This window comes from Enterococcus pallens ATCC BAA-351, assembly GCF_000407485.1.
Classification (GTDB): domain Bacteria; phylum Bacillota; class Bacilli; order Lactobacillales; family Enterococcaceae; genus Enterococcus_A; species Enterococcus_A pallens.
The window spans coordinates 288,817-312,991 of record NZ_ASWD01000005.1; the positions used below are offsets into that span (position 1 = coordinate 288,817).

The window sequence follows — 24,175 nt, forward strand, 5'->3', positions numbered from 1 at the left end:
ACATTATCATATAAAATCAATAAAATAGCAATTTTTTCTTCTCTTATGTAAAACATCAACTATAATTAAAAATCTACGATGAGACCTTTATAGTACTCTCAAAAACAAGCTTTCCATGACAATTTCCACAAACATATCGTTTAGTATCAATTTTCCGACGCCTTTGAACGCTTGTTCCGCAATCCCGACAACGATACAACTGAAATGTTGCAGCTGCTAGCGGTGGTGCGAATCGTGAACCGCCAGTTTGTTTAAGAAGCTGTTTAAAGTCTTTGTCCTTGTGTTGATAGCCTCGGCCTGACAAATGGAGGTGATAATGGCAAAGCTCATGCTTAATTACTTTGATTAACTCATCTTTTCCATAACGTTCATAAACCAGTGGATTAAAATCCAAATCATGACTTTTTAAATGGTAACGTCCGCCTGTCGACTTAAGCCGACGGTTAAAGCTGGCTTGATGTAAAAAAGGTTGCTGGAAGAATTCCAGCGAAACCTTTTCTACCAAAAATTGTAATTCTTCTTTAGTCATTGACTGACATCGGAATCATTGTCAAACTGATTCGACCTTTCTTCACGTCCACTGCTTCAACCCAAACGGTAACTACATCACCTACAGAAACTACATCAGTCGGATGCTTCACAAATCTTTGGCTAAGCTTAGAAATATGAACCAAACCATCTTGTTTTACACCAATATCAACAAAAGCTCCAAAATCAATAACATTTCGAATTGTTCCTTGCAGTTCCATTCCCGGTTTCAAGTCTTCCATACTTAGAACATCTTTCCGCAATAAAGGAGCTGGCATTTCATCACGCATATCACGACCCGGCTGCAATAAGGACTCCACTATATCTTGAATAGTTTCTTTCCCTATTTCTAAGCTTTGGCTCAATGAATTACTATTCAAAGCCTTCAACTGCTTAATCGCCTCTTCTGTGCCAAGATCATTTAATGAAATGGCAGCTTGAGCCAAAATTTCTTTTGCACTGTTATAGCTTTCCGGGTGGATAGAAGTATTGTCCAATACATTCTTCCCGTTTGGAATCCGTAAAAACCCAATTGCTTGTTCGTATGCCTTCGGTCCTAACCGTGGCACTTTCTTTAATTGTGGGCGGGAAGTGAATCCTCCATTTTCATCACGATAAGTGACGATATTCTGTGCAGTTGTTTTATTCAGTCCAGATACATATTGCAACAATTGTGGACTGGCTGTATTCACATTGACCCCAACTTGGTTTACGGCAGTTTCCACTACAAAATCAAGCTGTTCAGACAGACGTTTTTGAGAAACGTCATGTTGGTATTGCCCTACACCTACGGCTTTGGGATCTATTTTAACTAACTCAGCCAAAGGATCCTGCAGACGACGAGCGATACTAACAGCACTCCGTTCTTCAACTTGCAGATCAGGAAATTCTGTTCTGGCAATCTTGCTGGCCGAATAAACAGAAGCTCCAGCTTCATTAACTATTACATAAAATGCTTCGTTCTTTACTTGCTTCAACTGATCTGCGACAAATAGTTCAGATTCACGGCTGGCAGTTCCATTACCAATAGCAATCATTTCCACTTGATATTTTTCAATCAACTGGCGAAATGCTGGGCCAGCAGCTTGACGTTTTACTTGAGAAGCCGGTTTATGCGGATATATAACTTCTATAGCCAACACCTTCCCGGTCTCATCGACAACTGCCAGTTTACAGCCTGTACGATACGCGGGGTCAAAGCCTAATACAACCTTGCCCTTCAACGGTGGCTGCAACAATAGGTTACGCAAGTTTTCACCAAAAATAGCAATCGCTTGTTCATCAGCTTGCTCAGTTAATTCATTACGAATTTCTCGCTCAATTGCCGGTCCGATAAACCTTTTATAGCTATCTTTGTATGCTTCCCGGACGTATTCTGCGGTGACTGATTGACTATTCTCAATTATTTTGCGGTCAAAGTAATTGAAAATCTTTTCTTCGTCCACTACGATCTCTACTTTTAAAACTTCTTCTTTTTCACCGCGATTCGAAGCCAAGACACGATGGGAAACCATTTTGCTGATTGGCTCAGTGAAATCATAGTACATTTCATAGACTTCTTTTTCGTCCTTATCAGCATCTTTCACTTTACTTTGATACGTACCATAATTTTTTGTGTAGTCTCGAATCCAAGTTCGATAATCAGGATGGTCACTTATCTGTTCAGCAACGATCTCATGCGCCCCCTGCAACGCTTCCTCAGGATTTGCTACTTCGTCATTGATATATTTTGCGGCCTCAGCGTAGACATCTCCGCTAGAAGGGAAACTTAACAGGTACTGAGCTAATGGTTCTAAGCCATTCTCTTTAGCAATCGTGGCCTTTGTCCGACGTTTTTGTTTATAAGGTCGATATAGATCTTCCACTTTTTGCATTTTCACTGCCGATTGAATGGCTTGAGTCAATTCTTCAGTCAACTTGCCTTGCTCTTCAATCAAACGTAAAACTTCATGTTTACGTTTTTCTAGGCCTTCAAGATAATGATATCGTTCTTCAATTTCTCGAATTTGAACTTCATCTAAACTCCCTGTACGTTCTTTTCGGTAACGAGCAATAAACGGCACTGTATTGCCTTCATCTAATAATTCTAAAACAATTTGAGTTTGCTGGGGACGATAACCCGTCAACTCCTTGTTCAATAATTGAATGATTTCCTGATTGATACTCATACTTATTCCTCGTTTCTACAAAATCTTATCTATTTTACCACACCAGCAGCATTTGTTGAACTTCTATGGGAAGATTCTCGTGACTTCTTTCCCTTAACGAGATTTATTCTTTATTCGTTTTTGAGCAATAATATTGGGCCATTCTGACAAAAACAGACCAAATAGCGTTAATAATATTCCAATACCGGCTTGCACTGTCAGCTCTTCTCCTAACAAAATGACGGATGCAATTGTTGTCAACATAGGAATTGAATAAATATAAATGGCTGCTCGAACCGCTCCCAATTGTCTCACTGAGAAATTCCAAGTCACAAAACATAGTGCAGAGGCACCAATTCCTAAAAATAACAAATTCCCCACGTTTTTCACCTCTGATAAGCGCGTCCAATCAAAACCATCAATTGAATACAAAAAGACTGGTGCCATAATGGCTAGTCCATAAATGAAAATACGTTGTGTTACAGCAATGGTTGAGTAGCCAAACTGACTGACTTTCTTAACAACCAACGAATAACCTGCCCAGAAAAAAGTCGCTAAAAAGGCTAGTCCATCTCCAACAGGATTTACATTAAGAGTGCCCGTTAAGCTGATAAAACAGATTCCCACAATTGAAAAGATAAAACCCAGAATAAATAAAGGTTTCAACTTGCCCTCTTTTAATAGAAATCGGCTGAACAAAGCTGTTACAAAAGGACTTATTGATCCAATAATACCTACATTCATAGCTAAGGTATAGGTTAAAGCAACATTTTCTAAATAATAGTAAAGAAAAACACCAAATAGCCCAGCTAAAGCAAAATATCCTTCTTGCTTCCAACTAGAAAACGGAAGTATTTTGGGTGATACCAGCAAAAGAACTACTAAGCCTAGTAAAAACCGTATAAACAAAATTTCAATTGGTAAAAAGTCCCCCAACAAAACTTTAGTTGAAATAAACGTTGATGCCCAAATAATTACTGTGATTATAGCAGCTATATGGCCCTTTACATCATTTTCCATCTTCTTCCTTCTCTCTTGCTTTACTCAACTCCTAACTATGCCACAAAAAAATTAAAATCACTAGTTTTTTTACAAAAAAATCTGACACCTAGATGCCAGATTCATTAATTATTTAAAAAGAAGGCTGCCAGGGACCATTCATATTCGGCAATTCATGATCTTTTACGATGCCTGTTTCATCGAGCAAAACCCCATGAAGTGAACCACCAAAGACTGCTCCACCATCAATACCAATTTTATTATCCGATTGCCATAACGCAGTAGTCTGCATGTCACCATACAGCATAGGTGAAATGGTATGACCAAACACGATTACTTTTCCAGTTTGATTGTCCCCTGTGTGAAAGGGTTCGCGAATCCACAGGAAATCATGTAAATCTGTATTTCGCCAATCGCCTTTGGTCAAATCAACTCCTGCATGGACGAATACATATTGCTTCCATTCATAATAAAAGGGCCGTTGAATTAAAAATTCAACCAATTCCTTGTATCGTGTTTTAATAAACATTGCAATTTCAGTTGGAGAGTATTCTTCCGTTGCTCCCGTGTGAAGCAAACTTTCAATCGTTTCTTTTCCACCATTGTAAAGATAGCTTTCAAACCAATCCTCAGGCTTTTTCAAAAATTGCAAAAAGTATTCTTCATGGTTTCCCCTGAGATAAACAGCTTGATGTTTGTCCACCAGCTGTTTTCCTAACAGCCAGCAATCTTTACTTTTAGGACCGCGATCATTCAAATCGCCGATTAATACTAATTGCTGTGTCCGCGGATCGAAAAATTCCAGCATCTTTGCAAACAAATCATACTCTCCATGTACATCACCGATCACAAAAGCCTGCTCCATTTTTCTCATCTCTTTCTTAAAAAAGTGGCTATTTCCCAGAAACAACAAAATAATTTCCATCTACATCGACAAAATTGAACACATATTCTTCGCCAATTTGAGCAACATCGCCCACCTGAATATTTGAAGCCTTTAACTTTTTATACAAAGCCAACACATCATCGCTGCTGAAAATTAGTGCAGGTGACGATTCTACTGTCTCACCGGAATTCGTTTCAACAAACTGACGGTCATAAATTACTAAATGCGTTCCACTGGTTTTAGTGACCGCTAATTCTGCAACTACAGACCCATCTATTTCATCCAGACTGATTTCGACAAAACCTAATGACTGCCAAAATTCACTAGCTTTTTTTACATCTTGAGCATACAAAATCACTTTCAATTGATCATTAAACATATTTTCTCACCTCTAAAAAAGTGTACCAAAAAAGGCTTGGTCGCGCTAGCCAAGCCTTCAGATACTTTTATGAATTTGCTTCAATAGAAGCTTCTTTGTCGTTTAAAACCTCTCGATCCAATTCATGAATACGTTCACTGGTTACAACACCAGCTACCATACTGCCGCTTACATTAACAGCAGTACGAGCCATATCAATTAATGGTTCAACAGAGATAACTAGTCCAACAATAGCGACTGGTAAGTTCATGGCGCCTAATACAATTAATGAAGCAAAGGTTGCTCCACCACCGACACCAGCTACACCAAATGAACTAATCGTCACAATTGCCACCAACATAATAATGAACTGCAAATCAAACACATTCACACCCACGGTCGGTGCGACGATAGTTGCCAACATTGCAGGATAAACACCTGCACAGCCGTTTTGACCAATGGATATCCCAAAACTGCCAGCAAAGTTGGCTGTTGCTTCATCAACACCTAGAGCTTTAGTTTGCGTTTCAATATTCATTGGCAATGTTCCCGCGCTAGAACGTGAAGTAAAAGCAAAGCTTAGTGCAGGGAAAGCTTTTTTGAAGAAGTTCACTGGGCTGACTTTGACTAAAATCAACAGTAAAGAGTGAACTAGCAAAACAGCAATCAATGCAGCGTAAGATGCGACAATAAACTTACCTAAGTTAACGATAGCTTCAAAGTCGCTAGTTGCTAGGACATTCGTCATCAATGCTAATACCCCATAAGGAGTCAAGCGTAAAACTAACGTAACAATTCGCATAATTACTTTGTATAAGCTCTCAATCAAGTTAGCAAAAAATTCCGCTTCTTTAGGCGCTTTTCTCTTAACACCAAGATAAGCAACCCCAACAAAAGCAGCAAAGATTACTACACCAATTGTACTTGTTGGTCGAGTTCCAGCAAAATCAGCAAAGACGTTCGTCGGAATAAATGCTAAAATTTGTTGCGGAATCGAGAAGTTCTGAACCATTTCTTGACGCTCAGTTAATTCGCTGATACGGGCAGACTCAGCAGCACCTCTAGTAAAGGTTGCACCATCTAATCCGAAGATCATGACAGCCGCAATCCCGATTAATGCAGCAATAGCTGTTGTAGCTAATAATACAAATAAAACATTTGCACTGATTTCCCCTAATTTGCTGCTAGATTTCATTTTAGTAAAGGCACCAACAATTGAAATAAATACCAATGGCATGACTAACATTTGTAATAATGAAACATAACCATTACCAACGATTCCGATCCAGTCCATGGCTTGTGTAATGACCGTACTTCCATTTCCCAAAAGCAATTGTAAAAGACCACCAAAAACGATACCTAGTCCTAAACCTGTGAAAACACGTGTTGAAAACTTCACATGTTTTCTTTGCATTTGATAGAAGCCTACAAGCATGGCAACAAAGATCGCAACCACTAATACAGTGAGCAGAGTTGTCATTGTATTCCTCCTTAAAAAAACATTTTAGAATGACAAGTCTGTCAAAGGAAGTAAAGGTTCCCGGGGAGAATTCTTCAATACTCCACCCTAAAAATAAGTGCGCGACGCTTGAAATTTTTAGTGACTGTATCATTATAACCTACATCCACCGTTCTGTCTTTTCAAAAAGCTTACAAAAAAGAACCTTCCGCTGAGGGAAAGTTCTACTGGGCTGTTGGTGAAGCAAAATTAATTTTAATGCCTGGTTGATCTAAGGCAATTTCAGTCATCTCATAAATCATTCGTTCAACTAAGCGGAAAAGCGGCTTCACCATTTCATTTGCTTCCGCTTCATTCATATCAGATTGATTTCTGATTTGTCGATTGATTACATGGTTTACTTGAGAAACTGTTCCACTAACAATAAATGCATCGAATGGCAAAACAAACTCAAAGCGAACCCCCATGATACTGTTTTCTTTCGGATAATTTGGATCGGTTGACTCCAAAGGACTGAAATTAATTTGAATTTTTTGTTTAACTTCTTGATCCCGTGGCGGCAAACCATAATTGAAAGCTTCTACAAGCTCTTGATCACGTATTAGTTCCATATCGCACCCCCTTTAAAAGTATACCACAGACTACATATGAAAAAGAGAAGGGATTTCCCTTAAATGAGTAATTACATATGTTGCGTCAACCGTTATGTCTAGATGGTCTTGATCATAAAAGCAAGTTGCGACTTGAGCGTTTTTCCCAGCATTTATATCTAACTTTCGATCGCCAATCATTAGTGTTTCTCTTCGATCCATTCCATACTTTTTAATGAATACATTTAAAGAAGTCGGATCTGGTTTACGCGGGTAGCCGGAATCACTGCCAATAATATCGGTAATTAATGTGTTTAATGAGTCCCGTTTAAGCAGCTGACATGTTGCGTCGACTGTGCGATGAGTAAGAATAAAATGACTTCCCCCTCTTAACTTTAAACTTTTTAATGTTTCCTTTGTATCATTAAAAGGATAAGATTCCGTTAGAATTCGTTTTTCATAGTAGTGGAAAACTTGATTAAATGGAGTTTCCTCCAACTTTTGTTCGTGAATTAAATAGCGGATTGATTCCTCCTTAATCGTCTTGTAAACTTCAGAACGATCAAGGTGAACTTGAAAATGTTCTAAGGCTTTCATTAGAGCATCCATCATAACTGGATATGTATCGTAAAGGGTTCCATCAAAGTCCCAAATAAAATTTTTCATAAGTTTTTCTCTTTCTTTACTTTACATAATGTAATTATAATTCAGTTTTTGATTTGATTGTAAAATCTGAGCCAAAGCAATACAAAATTGGTGTTGCGTTTGGTACCTTAATTCGATCTACCTGTTCTTCAGGAACTGCCTCCAAATATTGAATCAGCGCTCTCAAACTATTACCATGACCGCATACTAAAACGGTTTTACCTTCTTTTAAAAAAGGAACAATTTGATCTTGCCACAAGATCATTACCCTTCTTGAAGTCATGTTTAAACTTTCTCCCTTGGGTATCAAACGTGAATCTAAGCTATCGTATCTGCGATCAAATTGGTTGATTTTCACTAGCGGTGGAACTTCATTGAATCCACGCCGCCATTTTTTCACCTGTTCCTCGCCAAATTGTTGTGTCATTTTTGTTTTATTTCTTCCGACTAAAGCACCATAGTGTCGTTCATTTAGACGCCATGTCTTTATTTCAGGGACAAAGCTGGCATCAGCTTCTTCTAAAACTAATTGCGCCGTCTTAATTGAGCGCTTCAAGACAGATTCGAAGGCAACATCGATACTCACACCAGCTTTTTTTATCCGTATGCCAGCTTCTCGTGCCTGCTGAGTGCCTTTATTCGTTAAATTGACATCTAGCCAGCCAGTCCAATAATTAGCAAAATTCGCTTCACTTTCACCATGCCTAATCAATAATAATTTCATTGGATCACCTCCTCATTTAGAATAGCAGAAAAGGCCTAGTATCTAAAACTAGACCTTCTTTATAAATTGGGTATGACAATTTTTACAAGTGACCTTAATCTTGCCTTTTCCTCTTGGAGCACGCATTTTTTGCTTACAGGAAGGGCAATTGAAGTAGCGGTACGTACGATCAATTTTAAACTCTCGTTTCTTGATTTTTTCTAAAAATCGCACGTACTTTTGATTTTCGTTACTTCTAGGATAAATTCGTTTAGAGAATAAACGATAGAAACTTATCCCTAACGCAATCCAACTCAGTAAGGTGCCAATTGAATAAGGTAGCCACCGACCAAGTAGAGAGAACACTACAGCAATAATCAAAAGTGTTTTGTTCAAAGTATCAAAACGGCCATAACGTCCGCGCATAAATTGCGCATATTTTTGGTAAAACTTCAGTAATCGCTGCATCCAAATTCCTTGCACATACATCCTCCTTACTTATTGTAAATCTTAGGTCCTTTACGCATATTTTTTCGATCATTTTTTGGCGCACCCATTTGTTTGGATCTACCACCGCCCGCTTGTTTCTTTTTAATTAATTCCATCATTTTCTCTTTTGTATTCATTTTTACACCGCCTTTGATAATAGTACTACTGCTTCAATATGGTAAGTTTGTGGAAATAAATCTACGGGTTGGACCTTTTGTGCTTGGTAACCAAGTTCTCCGTATCGCTCTAAATCACGGGCCAGAGTAGCTGGGTTGCATGAAATGTAAATAATTCGATCAGGACTTAGCTCAGCAGATGCTTGAATAAATTCTTCTGCCAAACCTTTTCTAGGCGGATCAACAAAAACCACATCTGGTTGAATCCCTAATTGTTCCCATTGCTTCATGACTTTTTCAGCTTTTCCAATTTGGTAGGTAACATTCTCAGCTCCATTAATTTTCGCATTGTATTGTGCATCCTCAATGGCTTGAGGAACAACTTCTACTCCATAAACATGCTTAACATTTTCTGCAAATGACAAACCGATTGTTCCAATTCCACAATATGCATCAATCACTACATCGTCAGCTTTTAGTTGTGCAAAATCAATCGCCGTTTGATAAAGCTTTTCAGCTTGTTTTGTATTCACCTGATAAAACGATTGAGGTGAAATACGATAGGTTTTTCCTAGCAGCTGATCTTCGATTGTTTCTTTGCCGGCTAATAGAATGTCTTCTTTCCCCATGATCACGTTGGTTTTTTCACTATTAACATTTTGTATAACCGAAACAACTTCTGGCAACTCAGACTGAATCGCCTCAGCTATTCGATTCCCTTGGAAGAATTTTGCTGTTCTAGTGACTAGTATCACCATCATTTCATGAGAGTAATGTCCACGGCGAATAATGATATGGCGCAAAAAACCTGTATTTTCTTCTTCATTATAAGGTTTGATTTTAAAGCGTTGCAAAATATCACGTACAATTAAAATCGCTTTGTCGATTTCAGGATCTTGAATGAAATAATCTTCAATCGGCAGCAGTTCGTGCGAATTTTTGCGATAAAATCCTGTAGCCAATTGATCATTCATTTTTCTAACCGGAATTTGCGCTTTATTGCGGTAAGCATAAGGTTCTTCCATGCCAATTGTTGCAAATACTGGAATCTCTGGCATATGAGCAATTTTGTTCATCACACGCTTCACTTGTTCTTCTTTGAAAGCTAATTGATATTCATACTTCATATGACTAAGCGGTGCAATGCCACTTCTTAACAAATCCATGTCCTTCACAGGAACACGGTCAATACTTTCATTTAAGCGCTGTAACACTTTTCCATAAGCAAATTTTTTACCCGTTTTTACAATTAAAATTTCTACTTCTTCATTGGGCAAGGCATTTTCAATAAATATTGGGAAACGGTCAATATGAGCTACCCCTAGTCCCTCATGGGTTAGATCATCAATCGTGACAGTGTAGGTTTGGTTCTTTTCAATAGTTTTCATTATTTCCTCCTTAAGGAAGTGCTTTGCTTAGTTTAATGAATAAAACGTGAAAAAGCAACAGTTCTAGCGACAACTTAAAAAGGTATTTCCACTTTAAAAGCAGAAATACCCTTTTACTATTCTTCTTCCTCGTGTTCTTCCAGCTTTTTGTACTCTTTAACGAGCTCTTCACCGGCTTCTTTTTCTTCCAATTCAATTCCTTGAATCGCATCATCTGAAATTTCATCGGTATTGGCATAAAACTCAATATGTTGATGCAAATTTTCAAAACGCATTGGGGCATCTCCACCGTATTCGCCATCTAAATTAATCATCATTCGCTTATTGGTGTCCAAGGTAGAGGCTTCCAAAAAATTAGTTTTAACATATAAAACTTTCGGATCGTTAACATGTTTACCACCATTTAACACCAAAGTAATTAGCCGAACAATTTCAAATAGATTAGCCGTTTTAACAACGATCAGTGAAAATTTGCCATCATCCAGCATTGCATCTGGAGCAATTGTTTCAAAGCCGCCAATAGAATTGGTCAAACCTAAAAAGAACATGGAGGCATTGCCCTCGTACTCTCCACCTTCATATTTTAACCGCATCTTAATAGGCTTGATTCTTGGCAGCATTTCAGCCCCTTTAGCAAGGTAAGCTAAATAGCCGAAGATGCTTTTAAGCTCAGAAGGTACCTCATAAGTTAGCTCAGTCAAATAGCCGCCCGCAGCAATATTAATAAAGTAATTCTCACGTGCTTTACCGATATCCATTTTCACTGTTTGATGTTTTTGAATTACTTCAGCAGCTGCTTTTACATTACTTCTAGGTATTTTTAAAGCCCGGGCATAATCATTTGTAGTACCAGCAGGAATAATCGCCATTTTGGGTCGATTTTCTAAAGGAGCAATCCCATTTACCACTTCATTAATTGTTCCGTCTCCTCCAGCTGCTACAATCAGGTCAAAGCCAGCTTCGGCTGCTCGCTTAGCTTCATTTTTAGCACAATCCGGTTCAGGTGTCGTCGCAAAAGCACTGGTTTCATAGCCCGCTTTTTCAATAGCATCCAAAATATCTGCTAAATTATTGCGCATAATTTCTTTACCGGATACCGGATTGTAGATTAATCGTGCTTTTTTCACAATAGGACTCCTTCTAGCGTTTCGCTAATTCCTCTTGCAATAACTTATTGACCACTCCTGGATTGGCCTTACCCTTAGTTGCTTTCATAATCTGTCCAACTAAGAATCCGACTGCACGATCTTTACCATTTTTGAAATCCTCTACTGATTGCTGGTTGTTGTCCAACACTTCGTTGATCATTGGCAGCAATTGAGCAGGATCAGATAGTTGAACCAAGCCTTTCGCTTCAACTACTTCTTTGGCGCTTCCGCCGTTTTCAATAAGTTCGCGAAATACTTTTTTAGCGATTTTTGAACTGATAGTTCCATCGTTAATCAATTTGATCATGCCAGCTAAGTTTGATGGTGTTAATTTTGTTTCAGCTAATTCCAGTTTTTCACTATTCAAATAAGCGGATACTTCACCCATCAACCAGTTAGATGCTTGTTTTGCATCTGCACCTTCATTTAATGTGTTTTCAAAGAAGTCGGACATTTCACGGCTCAAGGTTAAAACCATTGAATCATACTCAGGCAAGCCTAGCTCGTTAACGTACCGCTCTCTTCTTGAGGCAGGCAACTCTGGTAATTCTGCTCGAACTTTTTCAATCCACTCATCGTCAATTACAAAGCGTGGAATATCTGGCTCAGGGAAGTAGCGATAATCACTAGAGCCTTCTTTCACCCGCATTAAGATTGTTTTATTGGTAGATTCATCATAGCGACGAGTTTCTTGTTGGATTGTACCTCCAGAAAGAAGAACTTTCGTTTGACGCTGAACTTCGTAAACTAAGCCCTTACGAACAAAGCTCATTGAGTTTAAATTTTTCAATTCTGTTTTTGTTCCAAATTCTTCTTGGCCATATGGACGAAGAGAAATGTTAGCGTCACAACGCATGGAACCTTCTTCAAGTTTCACGTCACTTACATCAGTAAATTGAATAATTGAACGCAGCGCTTCTAAATAAGCATATGCTTCATCTGGTGAGCGCATATCTGCTTCTGAAACAATTTCAATTAATGGTGTTCCTTGGCGGTTTAAATCAACATATGAATAGCCGCCAATACCGTGCATGTTTTTTCCAGCATCCTCTTCTAAATGGACACGTTCAATGCGAATAGTTTTCTTTTTCCCATTTACCTCAATTTCGATCCAACCATCATGTCCAATTGGTTCATCAAATTGAGAAATTTGATAGGCTTTCGGATTATCTGGATAGAAGTAATTTTTGCGGTCAAAATGCATATTTTTTGAGATTTGACAGTTTAATGCCAAAGCTGCTTTCATTCCAAACTCAACAGCTGCCTTATTCATTACAGGCAGTACACCAGGATATCCCCAGTCAATAATATTAGTGTTTGTATTCGGATCAGCACCGAAATGAGCTGGTGCTGGTGAAAAGATTTTAGAGTTGGTTTTCAGCTCAACGTGGACCTCAAGTCCGATGACAGTTTCTAAATTCATTACTTGTTCCCCCCTAAAATCACTGGTTTTAGCTTGTGATGATCGGTCGCTTGTTCAAAGGCATACGCTGCTTTGTACATAGTTGATTCATCAAAATGATTACCAATTAACTGCAAACCGACTGGCAATCCCTCAGATAATCCGGCAGGTATAGACATTCCTGGCAAACCAGCTAAGTTTACTGGTATTGTTAAAATATCGCTTTGATACATCGTGATAGGATCATTGATATTTTCACCAATCCCGTAGGCAACAGTTGGTGATGTTGGTCCAATGATCAAATCGTAATCTGCAAAAACTTTTTGGAAATCTTGCATGATTAATGTTCGAACTTGTCCAGCCTTTTTGAAATACGCATCGTAGTACCCTGCCGAAAGTGAGAAGGTACCTAGCATGATTCGAAGTTTCACTTCATCACCGAAGCCTTCAGTACGAGTATTCACGTAAACATCTTCTAGACTTTGAACGTTTTCAGAACGGAAGCCATAACGAATACCATCGAAGCGTTGCAGGTTCGAACTTGCTTCTGAAGAGGCGATGATGTAATAAACTTGCACCCCATATTTTGAATGTGGCAAGCTGACTTCTTCTACTGTTGCTCCTAATTCTTTAAATGTATCAACGGCTTTGAGAATAGCTTGTTTAACACCAGCATCAACGCCTTCCCCTAAATACTCTTTTGGTAAAGCGATTTTCATACCCTTAATGTCGCCAGTTAAGTCTGCTGCGAAATCTGGAACTTTTACACCAGCAGAAGTTCCATCTTTTTCATCGTAACCACTGATAGCATTTAGTGCCAAAGCGTTGTCTGTCACAGTACGGGTAAATGGCCCAATTTGATCCAGTGATGATGCAAAAGCGATTAGGCCAAAACGTGATACACGGCCGTAAGTCGGTTTCATTCCTACAACGCCATTGAAGGCTGCTGGTTGTCGAATACTTCCGCCAGTATCACTTCCCAAAGAGACGGGAACTTGCCCAGCTGCAACGGCTGCAGCCGAACCACCAGAAGAACCTCCAGGAACTTTTGTTTGATCCCAAGCGTTCTTGGTTTTCTTAAAATAAGAAGTCTCTGTTGAGCCCCCCATTGCAAATTCATCCATGTTTAGCTTGCCAACAGTAACCATATCTGAGCTATAAACTTTTTCCATTACCGAAGCATCATAAATCGGATTGAAGTTAGATAAAATTTTTGAAGCTGCAGTTGTTAGCAAACCCTTTGTCACAATGTTGTCTTTGATTCCAATTGGAATACCTGCTAAAGGATTTGATTCAGTAATGCCTTTTTCATCAATTGCTTTAGCTGTAGTCAACGCATTTTCTTCATTTAAAGTAATAAAAGCTTCCATTTGTGCTTCAGTTTCACTGATTCTTTTGAAAGTGTCTTTAGCTAAATCGGTCGCTGTGATTTCTTTAGATACAAGCAGGCTGTGTAGTTCTTCAATAGTTTTATCGTATAATTTTTCCATTATGCACCAGCCTCTCCGTTATCAATAATTGCAGGAACTTTAATGAAGCCATCTTCACTTTCAGGTACATTCTTCATTAATTCATCCCGTGACCATCCTTCAGTTGCTACATCTTCACGCATTACATTCACAGTATCAATTACATTAGAAGTAAAAGGTACTCCTTCTGTATCTGCTTCACTTAATTGCTCTACCATATCGATGATTTTTCCAAGTTGATCGGTAAACCCGGTCAATTCGTCATCAGAAAAAGAAAGTTTTGCAAGTTTCGCAACGTGCTTGACTTGTTCTTCACTGATTGCCATATTATCCCTACTTTCTATCGACGATTTCGTCAATTTTCATCATTTTATCATATCTCTTTCAGAAATCACTCGTTTTCAAAAAAAAATTCGAATCAGTATGCTTTTTGAACTGAGTAGTTTTTAGAGACGTATGCTTTTTTATAATACTCGTTTTCTATGAATTCCGTCAACAGCAGATTTATCTTTATTATTCCTCTATATGACTAGCTTCAATTGCTTGAATCATTTGTGCTTCGTTCCAAACATCAATTCCTAGAGATTCGGCTTTAGTCAATTTACTTCCAGCGTCTTCCCCAGCGACAACAATATCCGTCTTCTTGGAAACACTTCCTGTCACTTTTCCGCCTAAATTTTCAATTTTTTCTTTAGCATCTTCGCGAGTATATTCCAGCAATTTTCCGGTTAATACAACCGTCTTTCCTTTAAAGGGAGATTCAACTTCTTCAAGCTGGCTGGTACGTAAACCTTTGTAAACGAGATTAACGCCACGATCAGCTAGTTCCTTCATCAGATCGTGAACTTCTTCGTTTTCAAAGTAGGTAACAACACTGTCTGCAATCGTTTCGCCCATCGTATTTAATTCAACAATTTCATCCTTCTCTGCTCGACTCAACGCCTCTAAGCTACCAAAATGTTCAGCTAATATTCTTGCCGCTTTAGACCCAACATGGCGAATACCTAGGCCAAAAATTAATCGCTCAACTGAATTGTCCCGGCTAGCATCAATGGCTTGTAAAATATTTTCAGCAGATTTGTCTTTGATTTTATCTAATGTCAGTAATTGCTCTTTTTCCAAACCATATAAGTCAGCTACATCGCCAACCAAATGTTTGTCATACATTTGAGCTAAAACTCTTGGTCCTAAACCATCAATATTCATGGCATTGCGAGAGACAAAATGATTTAATCCCTCTTTGATTTGTGCAGGACATTTAGGGTTAATGCAGCGTAAAGCTACCTCCTCATCTAAATGGACCAATTCACTATCACAAATAGGGCAATGTGTCGGTATTTCATACGGTTCACTTTCAGCTGGACGTTTTTCTTCGATTACTTGAGCCACTTCTGGAATGATATCACCAGCTTTATAAACTAAAACCGTATCTTTCAGACGTATATCCTTTTTTTCAATGTAATCACTGTTATGCAGGCTTGCTCGACTAACAGTTGTACCAGCTAAGCGTACTGGACTCATGATAGCTGTTGGTGTAATCACACCTGTACGCCCTACTGTCCATTCAATGTCTTCGATAATTGTTTCGGCTTCTTCAGGCGGAAACTTATAGGCAGCTGCCCAACGTGGTGCCTTTACAGTGAACCCTAGTTGATCTTGCAAATCAAAATCATTTACCTTTACTACAATTCCATCGATATCATAAGGAAGCTGGCTTCTTTTTTCATGAAATGCTTCGATGTATTCCCATACTTCATCGATTGTATTGCACAATTTTCGTTCATCATTTGTCCGGAAGCCTAATCTAGCTAATTCATTCAATGCCTGATCTTGTGTGGTTGCTTCTAGTGGACCAAAATCTGCCAAGGTATACAAAAAAGTGCTTAAATTGCGATGAGCAGTTACTTTTGAGTCTAGTTGACGCAAACTGCCTGCTGCAGCATTTCGTGGATTAGCAAAAATTTCTTTGCCGTCTTCTTCCCGTTGCTTATTTAATTTGACGAAAGAAGATTTCGGCATATAACATTCTCCCCGGACCTCAATTGACAAAGGCTCAGTTAAGCGCAGAGGAATGGACTTGACTGTCTTTAAGTTTTCTGTGATATTTTCACCGACACTGCCATCTCCACGAGTGGCTCCTTGGATAAACAGGCCGTTTTCATATTTTAGAGAAATTGATAAGCCATCAATTTTCAACTCGCAGCAGTATGAAACGGAATGTCCGATTGCTTTTTTTACTCGCTCATCAAATGCAATCAGTTCGTCTTTACTAAAAACATCATTTAGACTGTATAGGGGCGTATCATGAACGACTTTCTCAAAGCCGTCCAGTACTTTTCCGCCGACCCGCTGAGTTGGGGAATCTGCGGTAATCAGATCTGGATAGTCAGTTTCCAAGTTTACTAATTCTTGGTACTGTTTATCATAAACATAATCTTCTACTGAAGGGTTGTCTTTTACATAATATTCATAGGCATATCGGTTTAATTCGTTTCGCAACGTCTCCGCACGTTGTTGAGCATCTTGAAAAGAAAGTTGTTCCAATCCCATTCCTCCTAAACTTTTTCAATTGGAGCAAATGCAGCTAATAGGCGTTTTACTCCTTGCTGTGGAAATGCAATATCTAATTCGACATCATTTGCATTGCCTGAAACCTTTACAACAGTTCCAGTTCCCCATTTTTTGTGTTTCACTTTGTCACCAGTATTCCAATTTTCTTTTTCACCGCCAGATGCTGTTTTACTGCTGACGGGCTCACGAGTTGCTTGTTGATACTTCACCTGCTTGAAAGATCTATTCGTTGAGAATGGACTTGAAGATGCTGTCATTTTTTGTGGCTGTATTCCTTCAGGTTTTACTAACGAATCATCAATTTCAGCAACAAAACGCGAAGGCTGATTATATTGTGTTTTTCCATAAAGGGTACGAGAAAATGCATTGGTTAAGTACAAGTTTTCCTCAGCACGTGTAATCCCTACGTATGCTAAACGGCGCTCTTCCTCTAATTCAGATTCTTCCATTAAAGAACGAGAAAGCGGAAAAAGATTTTCTTCCATACCGATCAGAAAAACAATTGGGAATTCTAATCCTTTAGCCGCATGCAATGTCATCAAGGTGACTTGAGCACTCTCTTCTTGGTAATCATCCAGATCGGATACTAAAGCCAAATCATTTAAAAAGATTGCCAATTTTTCTTCAGGGGATTCGCCATCTTCCTCAGTTTGTGCTTCATAACGTTTATCAAATTCTTGGGTTACTGTTCGGAATTCTTCTAAATTTTCTAAGCGCGACTCTGCCTCCAACGTACGCTGATTCTTGAGATCTTCTATATAGCCACTTCTTTCAAGTACTTGATCTACAAGCTCTGTTACCGGCAAATAAGGAACCATCTCACGAAACTGGTCCATCATCACACCAAATTCTGCAATCATGCGTCCAGCTTTTCCAGAAATATTAGCTAACTCTACATTTTGAGCAGCTTCCAACATTGACCAGTCATGCATTTGAGCAAATGCACGTAATTTATCCACTGAAGCTGCCCCAATACCACGTTTAGGCGTATTGATAATTCGTTCAAAGCTTACGCCATCTCTTGGATTATTAATAACATTTAAATAGGCAATTATGTCTTTGATCTCTTTTCGATCATAGAATTTATGTCCACCAACCATAGTATAAGGAATGTTGGATTTTACTAGAATATCTTCAATTGTACGAGATTGAGCATTAGTCCGATATAAAACGGCAAAATCGTTATAGCTTCGTTTATTGTCTAGGACTTCTGTTTTGATCTGACTAACCACAAATTGTGCTTCATCTCGTTCACTATCTGCTCGATAGTATGTTATTTTTTCTCCCTCTTGATTATCCGTCCAAAGATCTTTTTTTCGTCGATTACTATTATTTTGAATTACTTGATTAGCTGCTTCTAAAATCTTTTTGGTTGAACGATAATTCTGTTCTAAAAGAATAACTGAAGCATCTGGATAATCTTTTTCAAAATCCAAAATATTCTGCATGTCTGCTCCACGCCATCCATAGATACTTTGATCTGCATCCCCCACTACACATAGGTTACGAAAGCGAGCAGCCAGCAGGTTTACTAGGGTATATTGAGCATGATTCGTATCTTGATACTCATCTACATGTAAATAACGAAATTTGTGTTGATAATACGTCAAAACATCCGGTTCGTCTTCAAATAATCGAATTGTATTCATGATCAAATCATCAAAATCCATACTTTGATTATTACGTAGGGCTCTTTGATATGCGTCATAACAACGAGAAACGATTTCTTCAAAAAAAGAACCCTGCAATTGCGCATATTTTTCAGGCGTTAATAATTCATTTTTTGCATTACTGATCATCCCTAAAATTGAACGAGGATCATACTTCTTAGGATCGATATTCAGTTCTTTCAAAATACGTTTCATCAAAGTTAACTGATCTGAACCGTCCAAAATTGTAAAATTTCGATCATATCCGATCTTATCAACATCTCTTCGAAGAATGCGGACACACATGGAATGAAAGGTAGATACCCAAACATCCTGCCCACCGTGTTCTAAAATTCCGTCAACCCGCTCTTTCATCTCACGAGCAGCCTTATTAGTAAAGGTGATTGCTAAAATATTCCAAGGGTTGATTTCTTTTTCTTCTATTAAATAGGCAATCCGGTGAGTTAACACTCTTGTCTTTCCACTACCTGCACCAGCCATTATCAAAAGAGGTCCTTCTGTATGTAAAACTGCTTCTTTTTGCTTAGGATTTAGCCCTGCTAACAACTCTCGTTTCTGCATGCAAAACTTCCTTTCTGTTTTCAATCCTATCAATTATAGCATTTCTTAAACATTCGTGATACTAGCAGCCTTTAAAAAAATGGTAAATTTTTTTGTTATTTTCCTTGTCTTCTTTTCAAATCAGCGCTACATTATTTAAGTATGAGTAATGGAGGTTTTATTATGGATAACACACATGAAATTAAGCGACTCGATAACACAAAGTTGGTGTTTATCAGCAAAGGCATTCTGATAGGATTACTAGTAGGCTTTTACGTCAGCATTTTCCGATTATTGATTGAAGAAGCTGTACATTTGGTTGGAAACTTTTATATGTATGCGCGAGTACAGCCGCTTTCTCTTATCCCCTGGACATTATTAATGCTTTTTTTATCCTGGATTGTTTCTAAGCTAATTTGTTCAGAGAAACATATCAAAGGGAGTGGTATTCCTCAAGTCGAAGGAGAACTGCAGGGCGAATTGCAACAAGACTGGTTTTCAGTACTATGGAAAAAATTCTTAGGCGGTACTCTTTCAGTGGGAGCCGGTCTTTTTTTAGGACGTGAAGGCCCTTCGATTCAGTTAGGAGCAATGATTGGCAAAGGATTTGGTGTAAAAACCGGCGCTAGTACTTCTGAGAAGAAAATTTTCATATCCAGCGGTGCTGCTGCTGGACTAGCGGCTGCCTTTAACGCACCAGTTGCTGGTTTACTCTTTGTCATTGAAGAAATCCACCACACCTTTTCGCCCTTAATTTGGTTGACTTCCTTAACTGCTGCTTTGACTGCCAACTTTGTTTCTCTTAATTTTTTCGGACTAAAACCAGTTCTATACCTTAAAAATATTCCACAGCTCCCATTGCGATATTATGGTCATCTGATTCTTTTAGGTATTTTATTAGGACTCTTCGGCTATCTATATCAAAAGACATTGCTTTTATTGCCCAAGTTTTACCAAATAACTCATTTGCCTGAATATCTTTATGGACTAATTCCATTTTTATTGATTGTTCCGATTGGTTTTTTCTTTCCACACTATTTGGGCGGTGGAAATCAGTTGATTTTAGCTTTTAACAATGAACACTTTTCAATTATATTTTTAGTCGGCCTTTTTTTATTGCGTTATGGCTTTTCCATGATTTCTTATGGTGGAAACCTGCCGGGCGGAATCTTTTTGCCGATCTTAACGTTAGGAGCAATACTAGGAGGCCTTTACGGAACCTTCTTAAATAATTATTTTAGTATGGATAGTGTCTATATCAAGTGTTTTGTTGTTTTCGCAATGGCTGCCTATTTTACCGCAATTGGAAAAGCACCACTAACGGCAATTATCCTAGTAACTGAAATGGTAGGTAATATTACACATTTAATGCCCCTAGCAGTATGTTCATTAACTGCCTATATTATGAATGATTTACTAGGTGGTCATCCCATTTATGAGTCTTTGTTAGAAAAATTACTTAAGCAATCATTTACCTCTATTAGTGGGATTAAGACGATTATTGAATATCCCGTAACCATTGAAAGCAAACTGGATGGTATCATGATTCGCGATTTCCAATGGCCTAAGGATATGCTTTTGGTATCCATTCGCAGGGGATCTTCAGAAATGCTGACTCATGGAGACACTGTCATGAAAGCGGGAGATCAGCTAATTATTTTAACCGATGCAAATCGTGCACGATATGTTAAACGAATGATTCGCAAAACTTCTCAACTTATTTGGACTTAAAAATATAGTGCTTATTAAGAAGATTCTTAATAAGCACTATATTTTGTTATTACTTCAATTGTTGTGCTAGCTTTTCATTAATGTAGACCGAAACCTGTCCGTCATTCACTGGAAAAATCCCTTGACCACTCTCATCCAAGACTACCTTGGCTTCATTATTCCCTAACACATCAACAAATGTTTCACCTTGATGTATAGCACTGATTGTCATTTCTTTTTCTCCACCACCAGCATTAGTCATAATAACAGCCATGCCTGAAAAATCTTCTTCAAAATCTCCTGTACAAGTCCAACCGATAATGTTTGCATCGTCGAAATAATCAGCTTGATTACCAAAAGTCATTTGTTTTCTAAGACTCATCATAGTTGTTATAATATTTCCCACAGGCTCGACATTTTCCGAACCATACAAATCGCCCCAAAAAACAACAGGAGTTCCTTCATTGCGTAGGAGTGTCAGGGCATATGCATGTCCTTTAAACCAGCCATCTACCCAAGATTCCAAGCTTTGTCCCTTTTGAGTATCATGGTTGTCTACAAAGGTCACCGACCAGTCTGGACGGGTCTCAATTAATGTACCAGTGAATATTTCTCGCATATCAAAATTCCCCATAGAATTAGCAGCTTGATACAGATTAAAGTGTAGAGGAACATCAAATAAAGATATTAAATTACCTGACGAATCTAAGTATTCATGCAGTTTATCTAATTCATCACTCCAATACTCTCCTACAACAAAAAGTTCCTCCTGCTTTTCTTCTCTTCTATGCAATAGCCAATTAATAAACAAGTCAAAACGAATATGTTTCACAGCGTCCAAGCGATAGCCATCTACATCTGTCAGTGATTGATACCATTTTCCCCACTGGTCTAACTGTTCAACTGTTTCTGGATTTTCCATATCTAGATTGCAGCCCATTAAATAGTCAAAATTGCCGTTCTCATCATCTACGGCTGGTTCCCACCCCTTATTTGCAAAGTTGAAAATGGCATGATCTTTGTTGCGGGCATCGTAATCAACTCCTGAAAAGTTTTGCCAATTCCATTGATATTGATTGTATTTCCCTTCACGTCCAGGAAAAGTAAACTTAGTCCAGGCTTTAATTTCTTTCTCATCTGAAATCGGCTTCGTCCGATCATCAAAACTGTAGGCAATAGCCTGAACCGTTTCTTCTTCATCGGCGCCCATGAAATGATCAAAAACAATATCCGCATAAACCTTCATGTTAAATTTCTTCAACGCTTGAATACTTTGTAAGTATTCTTCTTTTGTTCCATACTTAGTAGGAATTGTATTTTTTTGATCAAATTCTCCTAAATCGTATAGATCGTAAGTGCCATACCCTACATCATTAACTCCCGCTGATCCTTTATAAGCAGGCGGCATCCATACGGCAGTGATTCCTAAATTACTTAATTCCTCAGCTTTCTTCGACAAACGATTCCAATGTTGACTATCAGCAGGCAAATACCATTCAAAACCTTGTAAAATTGTTTCGTTCTTCATACATACACCTCATTTTCTATTTTTATTTTACTAGATAATGACTAAAATACGAATTAAAAGGCCTCTCTTATTGACTTCAAACGTTTTTGAATGTTTTTGACCGTTTATGGTTGAAACATAGAATCTATTATGGTAATATATTTGATGAAGGAGGGTTGAAAATGCTTACAGACGAACGACGTAAGAAAATCATTGAGCTGTTAGATCAATATTCCATTGTTAAATCTCAGGATCTCATTACTATGTTGGATGCTTCCGAATCAACAATACGTAGAGATTTGCAAGACTTAGAAAATGCCGGCTTACTAGAACGAGTACATGGTGGTGCTAGACGCCCTCAATACCTGGAACAGGAACAAGCTATGACGGAAAAATCATTCAAAAACGTTCAACAAAAAAAAGCTATCGCTAAATTAGCAGCAAAATACGTTACAGATGGTGATGTCATTTATTTGGATGCTGGAACTACTACACTGGAAATGATTCCTCTACTTAAAGGAAAAGCAATAACTGCTGTTACAAATTCTGTTGGCTTGGCTGCTCGTTTAGTTGAACACGAGATTAATACCATAGTTTTAGGTGGACGAATCAAATTGACAACGGATGCAGTAATCGGGACTCAAGCGATGGAACAGCTGACTAATTATAGGTTTAATAAAGCCTTTATGGGGATGAACGGTGTTCACGTTGAACATGGTTTTACCACTCCAGATACTGAAGAGGCCTCACTAAAGCGTTTAGCGATGGAACATGCGCATGAAGTATTCATTTTAGTTGATTACAGCAAATTTAACCAAGTTAGTTTTACTCGCGTTGCAAGTTTGGATGCGGCAACAATCCTCACTGACAAATGTCCGTTAAATGTTTATGACAAAATTAAAGAGCTGACAACTATTAAGGAGGCTACTGTATGATTTATACAGTTACATTGAACCCTTCAATTGATTACATTGTTCACGTGAATCAATTAGCAATTGGAGATATTAATCGAATGAATAGTGATTTAAAACTACCTGGCGGTAAAGGAATAAATGTCTCACGCATTTTAAAAAGAATAGATAGTACTTCTACTGCTTTAGGTTTTGTAGGCGGCTTTACTGGGCAATTCATTAAAGATTGGTTGCAAAAAGAAGAAATTAACACTGACTTCACAGCGGTTAAAGATGACACTCGAATCAACATCAAACTAAAAGCGGCCGAAGAAACTGAAATTAATGGATTGGGGCCTACTATCTCTGCAGACGAAATGTGTAATTTGGAACAAAGCTTAGCTAAAATCTCATCAGAAGATGTTGTTGTTTTATCAGGCAGCAAACCAGCCAGTGTCCCTACCGGATTTTATCAAAAATTAATTGAAATTATTCGAGGTAAGGGAGCTACTTTCGTAATTGATACAACAGGTGATGATTTAATGACTGCTTTACCTCAAGAACCTCTATTGGTAAAACCCAATAATCATGAATTGGCTGATTTATATAATACTGCTTTCCAATCTATTGAAGATATCTTTCCTTATGGTCGCAGATTATTACAAGAAGGCGCTCAATATGCTTTAGTCTCTATGGCAGGTGATGGAGCGTTGTTGTTCACTAAAGATGGTATCTACCAATCAAATGTTTTGAAACGCACTGTTAAAAACTCTGTTGGTGCAGGCGATTCAATGATTGCTGGATTCGTTGGTAATTATACTAAAACTCAAGATCCAGTAGAAGCTTTCAAATGGGGTGTCGCTTGCGGTAGTGCAACCACCTTTTCTGACGATTTGGCTACAAAAGAGTTTATTGATGAGCTGTTGCCTGAAGTCAAAATTACAAAGATTAATTAGGAGG

Annotated in this window: 22 protein-coding genes; 3 read left to right on the forward strand and 19 right to left on the reverse strand. The window is 38.3% G+C overall.

The genetic code is table 11. The features are described 5' to 3' along the window. Positions 1-73: 73 nt before the first annotated feature. The 18 genes from I588_RS21170 to pcrA form a co-directional block, all read right to left on the reverse strand. Positions 74-529: a SprT family protein gene (locus I588_RS21170; RefSeq protein WP_010758843.1), complete on the reverse strand. Its 456-nt coding sequence runs from the start codon at positions 527-529 to the stop codon at positions 74-76. Beyond that, positions 522-2,696 carry a Tex family protein gene (locus I588_RS21175; protein ID WP_010758842.1) on the reverse strand — a complete coding sequence of 725 codons (2,175 nt, stop codon included), beginning with the start codon at positions 2,694-2,696 and terminating at the stop codon, positions 522-524. The genes I588_RS21170 and I588_RS21175 overlap by 8 nt, the downstream gene beginning before the upstream one ends. Positions 2,697-2,789: 93 nt before the next feature. After that, on the reverse strand, positions 2,790-3,695 hold the full coding sequence (locus I588_RS21180) for a DMT family transporter (protein WP_010758841.1): 906 nt from the start codon (positions 3,693-3,695) through the stop codon (positions 2,790-2,792). 112 nt (positions 3,696-3,807) lie between these two features. Then, positions 3,808-4,539 (reverse strand): metallophosphoesterase family protein, encoded by a 732-nt coding sequence (locus I588_RS21185; protein WP_034694244.1) that lies wholly within the window; start codon positions 4,537-4,539, stop codon positions 3,808-3,810. Positions 4,540-4,567: 28 nt separating this feature from the next. Then, a complete protein-coding gene (locus I588_RS21190; protein WP_010758839.1) occupies positions 4,568-4,939 on the reverse strand; it encodes a VOC family protein in 372 nt (123 codons plus the stop codon). A 67-nt stretch (positions 4,940-5,006) separates the two neighbouring features. After that, positions 5,007-6,398, reverse strand: a complete 1,392-nt coding sequence (locus I588_RS21195; RefSeq protein ID WP_010758838.1) for an L-cystine transporter — start codon at positions 6,396-6,398, stop codon at positions 5,007-5,009. Positions 6,399-6,601: 203 nt separating this feature from the next. Continuing rightward, a complete protein-coding gene (locus I588_RS21200) occupies positions 6,602-6,988 on the reverse strand; it encodes a DUF1149 family protein (RefSeq protein ID WP_010758837.1) in 387 nt (128 codons plus the stop codon). A 30-nt stretch (positions 6,989-7,018) separates the two neighbouring features. Continuing rightward, on the reverse strand, positions 7,019-7,633 hold the full coding sequence (locus I588_RS21205; protein ID WP_010758836.1) for an HAD-IA family hydrolase: 615 nt from the start codon (positions 7,631-7,633) through the stop codon (positions 7,019-7,021). 34 nt (positions 7,634-7,667) lie between these two features. Continuing rightward, positions 7,668-8,336, reverse strand: a complete 669-nt coding sequence (locus I588_RS21210; RefSeq protein ID WP_010758835.1) for a 2,3-bisphosphoglycerate-dependent phosphoglycerate mutase — start codon at positions 8,334-8,336, stop codon at positions 7,668-7,670. Between the two features lie 48 nt (positions 8,337-8,384). Next, positions 8,385-8,798, reverse strand: a complete 414-nt coding sequence (locus I588_RS21215) for a hypothetical protein (RefSeq protein ID WP_010758834.1) — start codon at positions 8,796-8,798, stop codon at positions 8,385-8,387. An 11-nt stretch (positions 8,799-8,809) separates the two neighbouring features. After that, entirely contained in the window at positions 8,810-8,941 is a 132-nt protein-coding gene (locus I588_RS28095) for a hypothetical protein (protein WP_010758833.1), read from the reverse strand. 2 nt (positions 8,942-8,943) lie between these two features. Further along, positions 8,944-10,308, reverse strand: coding sequence for a 23S rRNA (uracil(1939)-C(5))-methyltransferase RlmD (gene rlmD, locus I588_RS21225; protein ID WP_010758832.1), 1,365 nt, complete (start codon positions 10,306-10,308; stop codon positions 8,944-8,946). A gap of 116 nt (positions 10,309-10,424) precedes the next feature. Further along, a complete protein-coding gene (locus I588_RS21230; RefSeq protein WP_010758831.1) occupies positions 10,425-11,435 on the reverse strand; it encodes a diacylglycerol kinase in 1,011 nt (336 codons plus the stop codon). Between the two features lie 13 nt (positions 11,436-11,448). Beyond that, positions 11,449-12,879, reverse strand: coding sequence for an Asp-tRNA(Asn)/Glu-tRNA(Gln) amidotransferase subunit GatB (gatB, locus tag I588_RS21235; protein ID WP_010758830.1), 1,431 nt, complete (start codon positions 12,877-12,879; stop codon positions 11,449-11,451). Beyond that, complete coding sequence (gatA, locus tag I588_RS21240; RefSeq protein WP_010758829.1) at positions 12,879-14,348, reverse strand: Asp-tRNA(Asn)/Glu-tRNA(Gln) amidotransferase subunit GatA; 1,470 nt, start codon at positions 14,346-14,348, stop codon at positions 12,879-12,881. The genes gatB and gatA overlap by 1 nt, the downstream gene beginning before the upstream one ends. Further along, positions 14,348-14,653: an Asp-tRNA(Asn)/Glu-tRNA(Gln) amidotransferase subunit GatC gene (gene gatC / locus I588_RS21245; protein WP_010758828.1), complete on the reverse strand. Its 306-nt coding sequence runs from the start codon at positions 14,651-14,653 to the stop codon at positions 14,348-14,350. The genes gatA and gatC overlap by 1 nt, the downstream gene beginning before the upstream one ends. Positions 14,654-14,840: 187 nt before the next feature. Further along, positions 14,841-16,877, reverse strand: coding sequence for an NAD-dependent DNA ligase LigA (ligA, locus tag I588_RS21250; protein WP_034694238.1), 2,037 nt, complete (start codon positions 16,875-16,877; stop codon positions 14,841-14,843). A gap of 5 nt (positions 16,878-16,882) precedes the next feature. Further along, positions 16,883-19,129, reverse strand: a complete 2,247-nt coding sequence (pcrA, locus tag I588_RS21255) for a DNA helicase PcrA (protein WP_010758826.1) — start codon at positions 19,127-19,129, stop codon at positions 16,883-16,885. Positions 19,130-19,291: 162 nt separating this feature from the next. Here pcrA and I588_RS21260 point away from each other — a divergent pair, with 162 nt between their 5' ends. Continuing rightward, a complete protein-coding gene (locus I588_RS21260; RefSeq protein WP_010758825.1) occupies positions 19,292-20,839 on the forward strand; it encodes a ClC family H(+)/Cl(-) exchange transporter in 1,548 nt (515 codons plus the stop codon). A 49-nt stretch (positions 20,840-20,888) separates the two neighbouring features. Here the strand turns inward: I588_RS21260 and I588_RS21265 are convergent, their stop codons facing one another. Further along, on the reverse strand, positions 20,889-22,346 hold the full coding sequence (locus tag I588_RS21265; RefSeq protein ID WP_010758824.1) for an alpha-amylase: 1,458 nt from the start codon (positions 22,344-22,346) through the stop codon (positions 20,889-20,891). A 161-nt stretch (positions 22,347-22,507) separates the two neighbouring features. Here I588_RS21265 and I588_RS21270 point away from each other — a divergent pair, with 161 nt between their 5' ends. Next, positions 22,508-23,260 carry a DeoR/GlpR family DNA-binding transcription regulator gene (locus I588_RS21270; RefSeq protein WP_010758823.1) on the forward strand — a complete coding sequence of 251 codons (753 nt, stop codon included), beginning with the start codon at positions 22,508-22,510 and terminating at the stop codon, positions 23,258-23,260. After that, on the forward strand, positions 23,257-24,171 hold the full coding sequence (pfkB, locus tag I588_RS21275) for a 1-phosphofructokinase (RefSeq protein ID WP_010758822.1): 915 nt from the start codon (positions 23,257-23,259) through the stop codon (positions 24,169-24,171). The genes I588_RS21270 and pfkB overlap by 4 nt, the downstream gene beginning before the upstream one ends. Positions 24,172-24,175: the final 4 nt, after the last annotated feature.

Bases quoted from the DNA above. Each gene is read 5' to 3' on its own strand.
- I588_RS21170 (WP_010758843.1), bottom strand. From the start codon at position 529: ATGACTAAAGAAGAATTACAATTTTTGGTAGAAAAGGTTTCGCTGGAA.
- I588_RS21175 (WP_010758842.1), bottom strand. From the start codon at position 2,696: ATGAGTATCAATCAGGAAATCATTCAATTATTGAACAAGGAGTTGACG.
- I588_RS21180 (WP_010758841.1), bottom strand. From the start codon at position 3,695: ATGGAAAATGATGTAAAGGGCCATATAGCTGCTATAATCACAGTAATT.
- I588_RS21185 (WP_034694244.1), bottom strand. From the start codon at position 4,539: ATGGAGCAGGCTTTTGTGATCGGTGATGTACATGGAGAGTATGATTTG.
- I588_RS21190 (WP_010758839.1), bottom strand. From the start codon at position 4,939: ATGTTTAATGATCAATTGAAAGTGATTTTGTATGCTCAAGATGTAAAA.
- I588_RS21195 (WP_010758838.1), bottom strand. From the start codon at position 6,398: ATGACAACTCTGCTCACTGTATTAGTGGTTGCGATCTTTGTTGCCATG.
- I588_RS21200 (WP_010758837.1), bottom strand. From the start codon at position 6,988: ATGGAACTAATACGTGATCAAGAGCTTGTAGAAGCTTTCAATTATGGT.
- I588_RS21205 (WP_010758836.1), bottom strand. From the start codon at position 7,633: ATGAAAAATTTTATTTGGGACTTTGATGGAACCCTTTACGATACATAT.
- I588_RS21210 (WP_010758835.1), bottom strand. From the start codon at position 8,336: ATGAAATTATTATTGATTAGGCATGGTGAAAGTGAAGCGAATTTTGCT.
- I588_RS28095 (WP_010758833.1), bottom strand. From the start codon at position 8,941: ATGAATACAAAAGAGAAAATGATGGAATTAATTAAAAAGAAACAAGCG.
- rlmD (WP_010758832.1), bottom strand. From the start codon at position 10,308: ATGAAAACTATTGAAAAGAACCAAACCTACACTGTCACGATTGATGAT.
- gatB (WP_010758830.1), bottom strand. From the start codon at position 12,879: ATGAATTTAGAAACTGTCATCGGACTTGAGGTCCACGTTGAGCTGAAA.
- gatA (WP_010758829.1), bottom strand. From the start codon at position 14,348: ATGGAAAAATTATACGATAAAACTATTGAAGAACTACACAGCCTGCTT.
- gatC (WP_010758828.1), bottom strand. From the start codon at position 14,653: ATGGCAATCAGTGAAGAACAAGTCAAGCACGTTGCGAAACTTGCAAAA.
- ligA (WP_034694238.1), bottom strand. From the start codon at position 16,877: ATGGGATTGGAACAACTTTCTTTTCAAGATGCTCAACAACGTGCGGAG.
- pcrA (WP_010758826.1), bottom strand. From the start codon at position 19,129: ATGCAGAAACGAGAGTTGTTAGCAGGGCTAAATCCTAAGCAAAAAGAA.
- I588_RS21260 (WP_010758825.1), top strand. From the start codon at position 19,292: ATGGATAACACACATGAAATTAAGCGACTCGATAACACAAAGTTGGTG.
- I588_RS21265 (WP_010758824.1), bottom strand. From the start codon at position 22,346: ATGAAGAACGAAACAATTTTACAAGGTTTTGAATGGTATTTGCCTGCT.
- I588_RS21270 (WP_010758823.1), top strand. From the start codon at position 22,508: ATGCTTACAGACGAACGACGTAAGAAAATCATTGAGCTGTTAGATCAA.
- pfkB (WP_010758822.1), top strand. From the start codon at position 23,257: ATGATTTATACAGTTACATTGAACCCTTCAATTGATTACATTGTTCAC.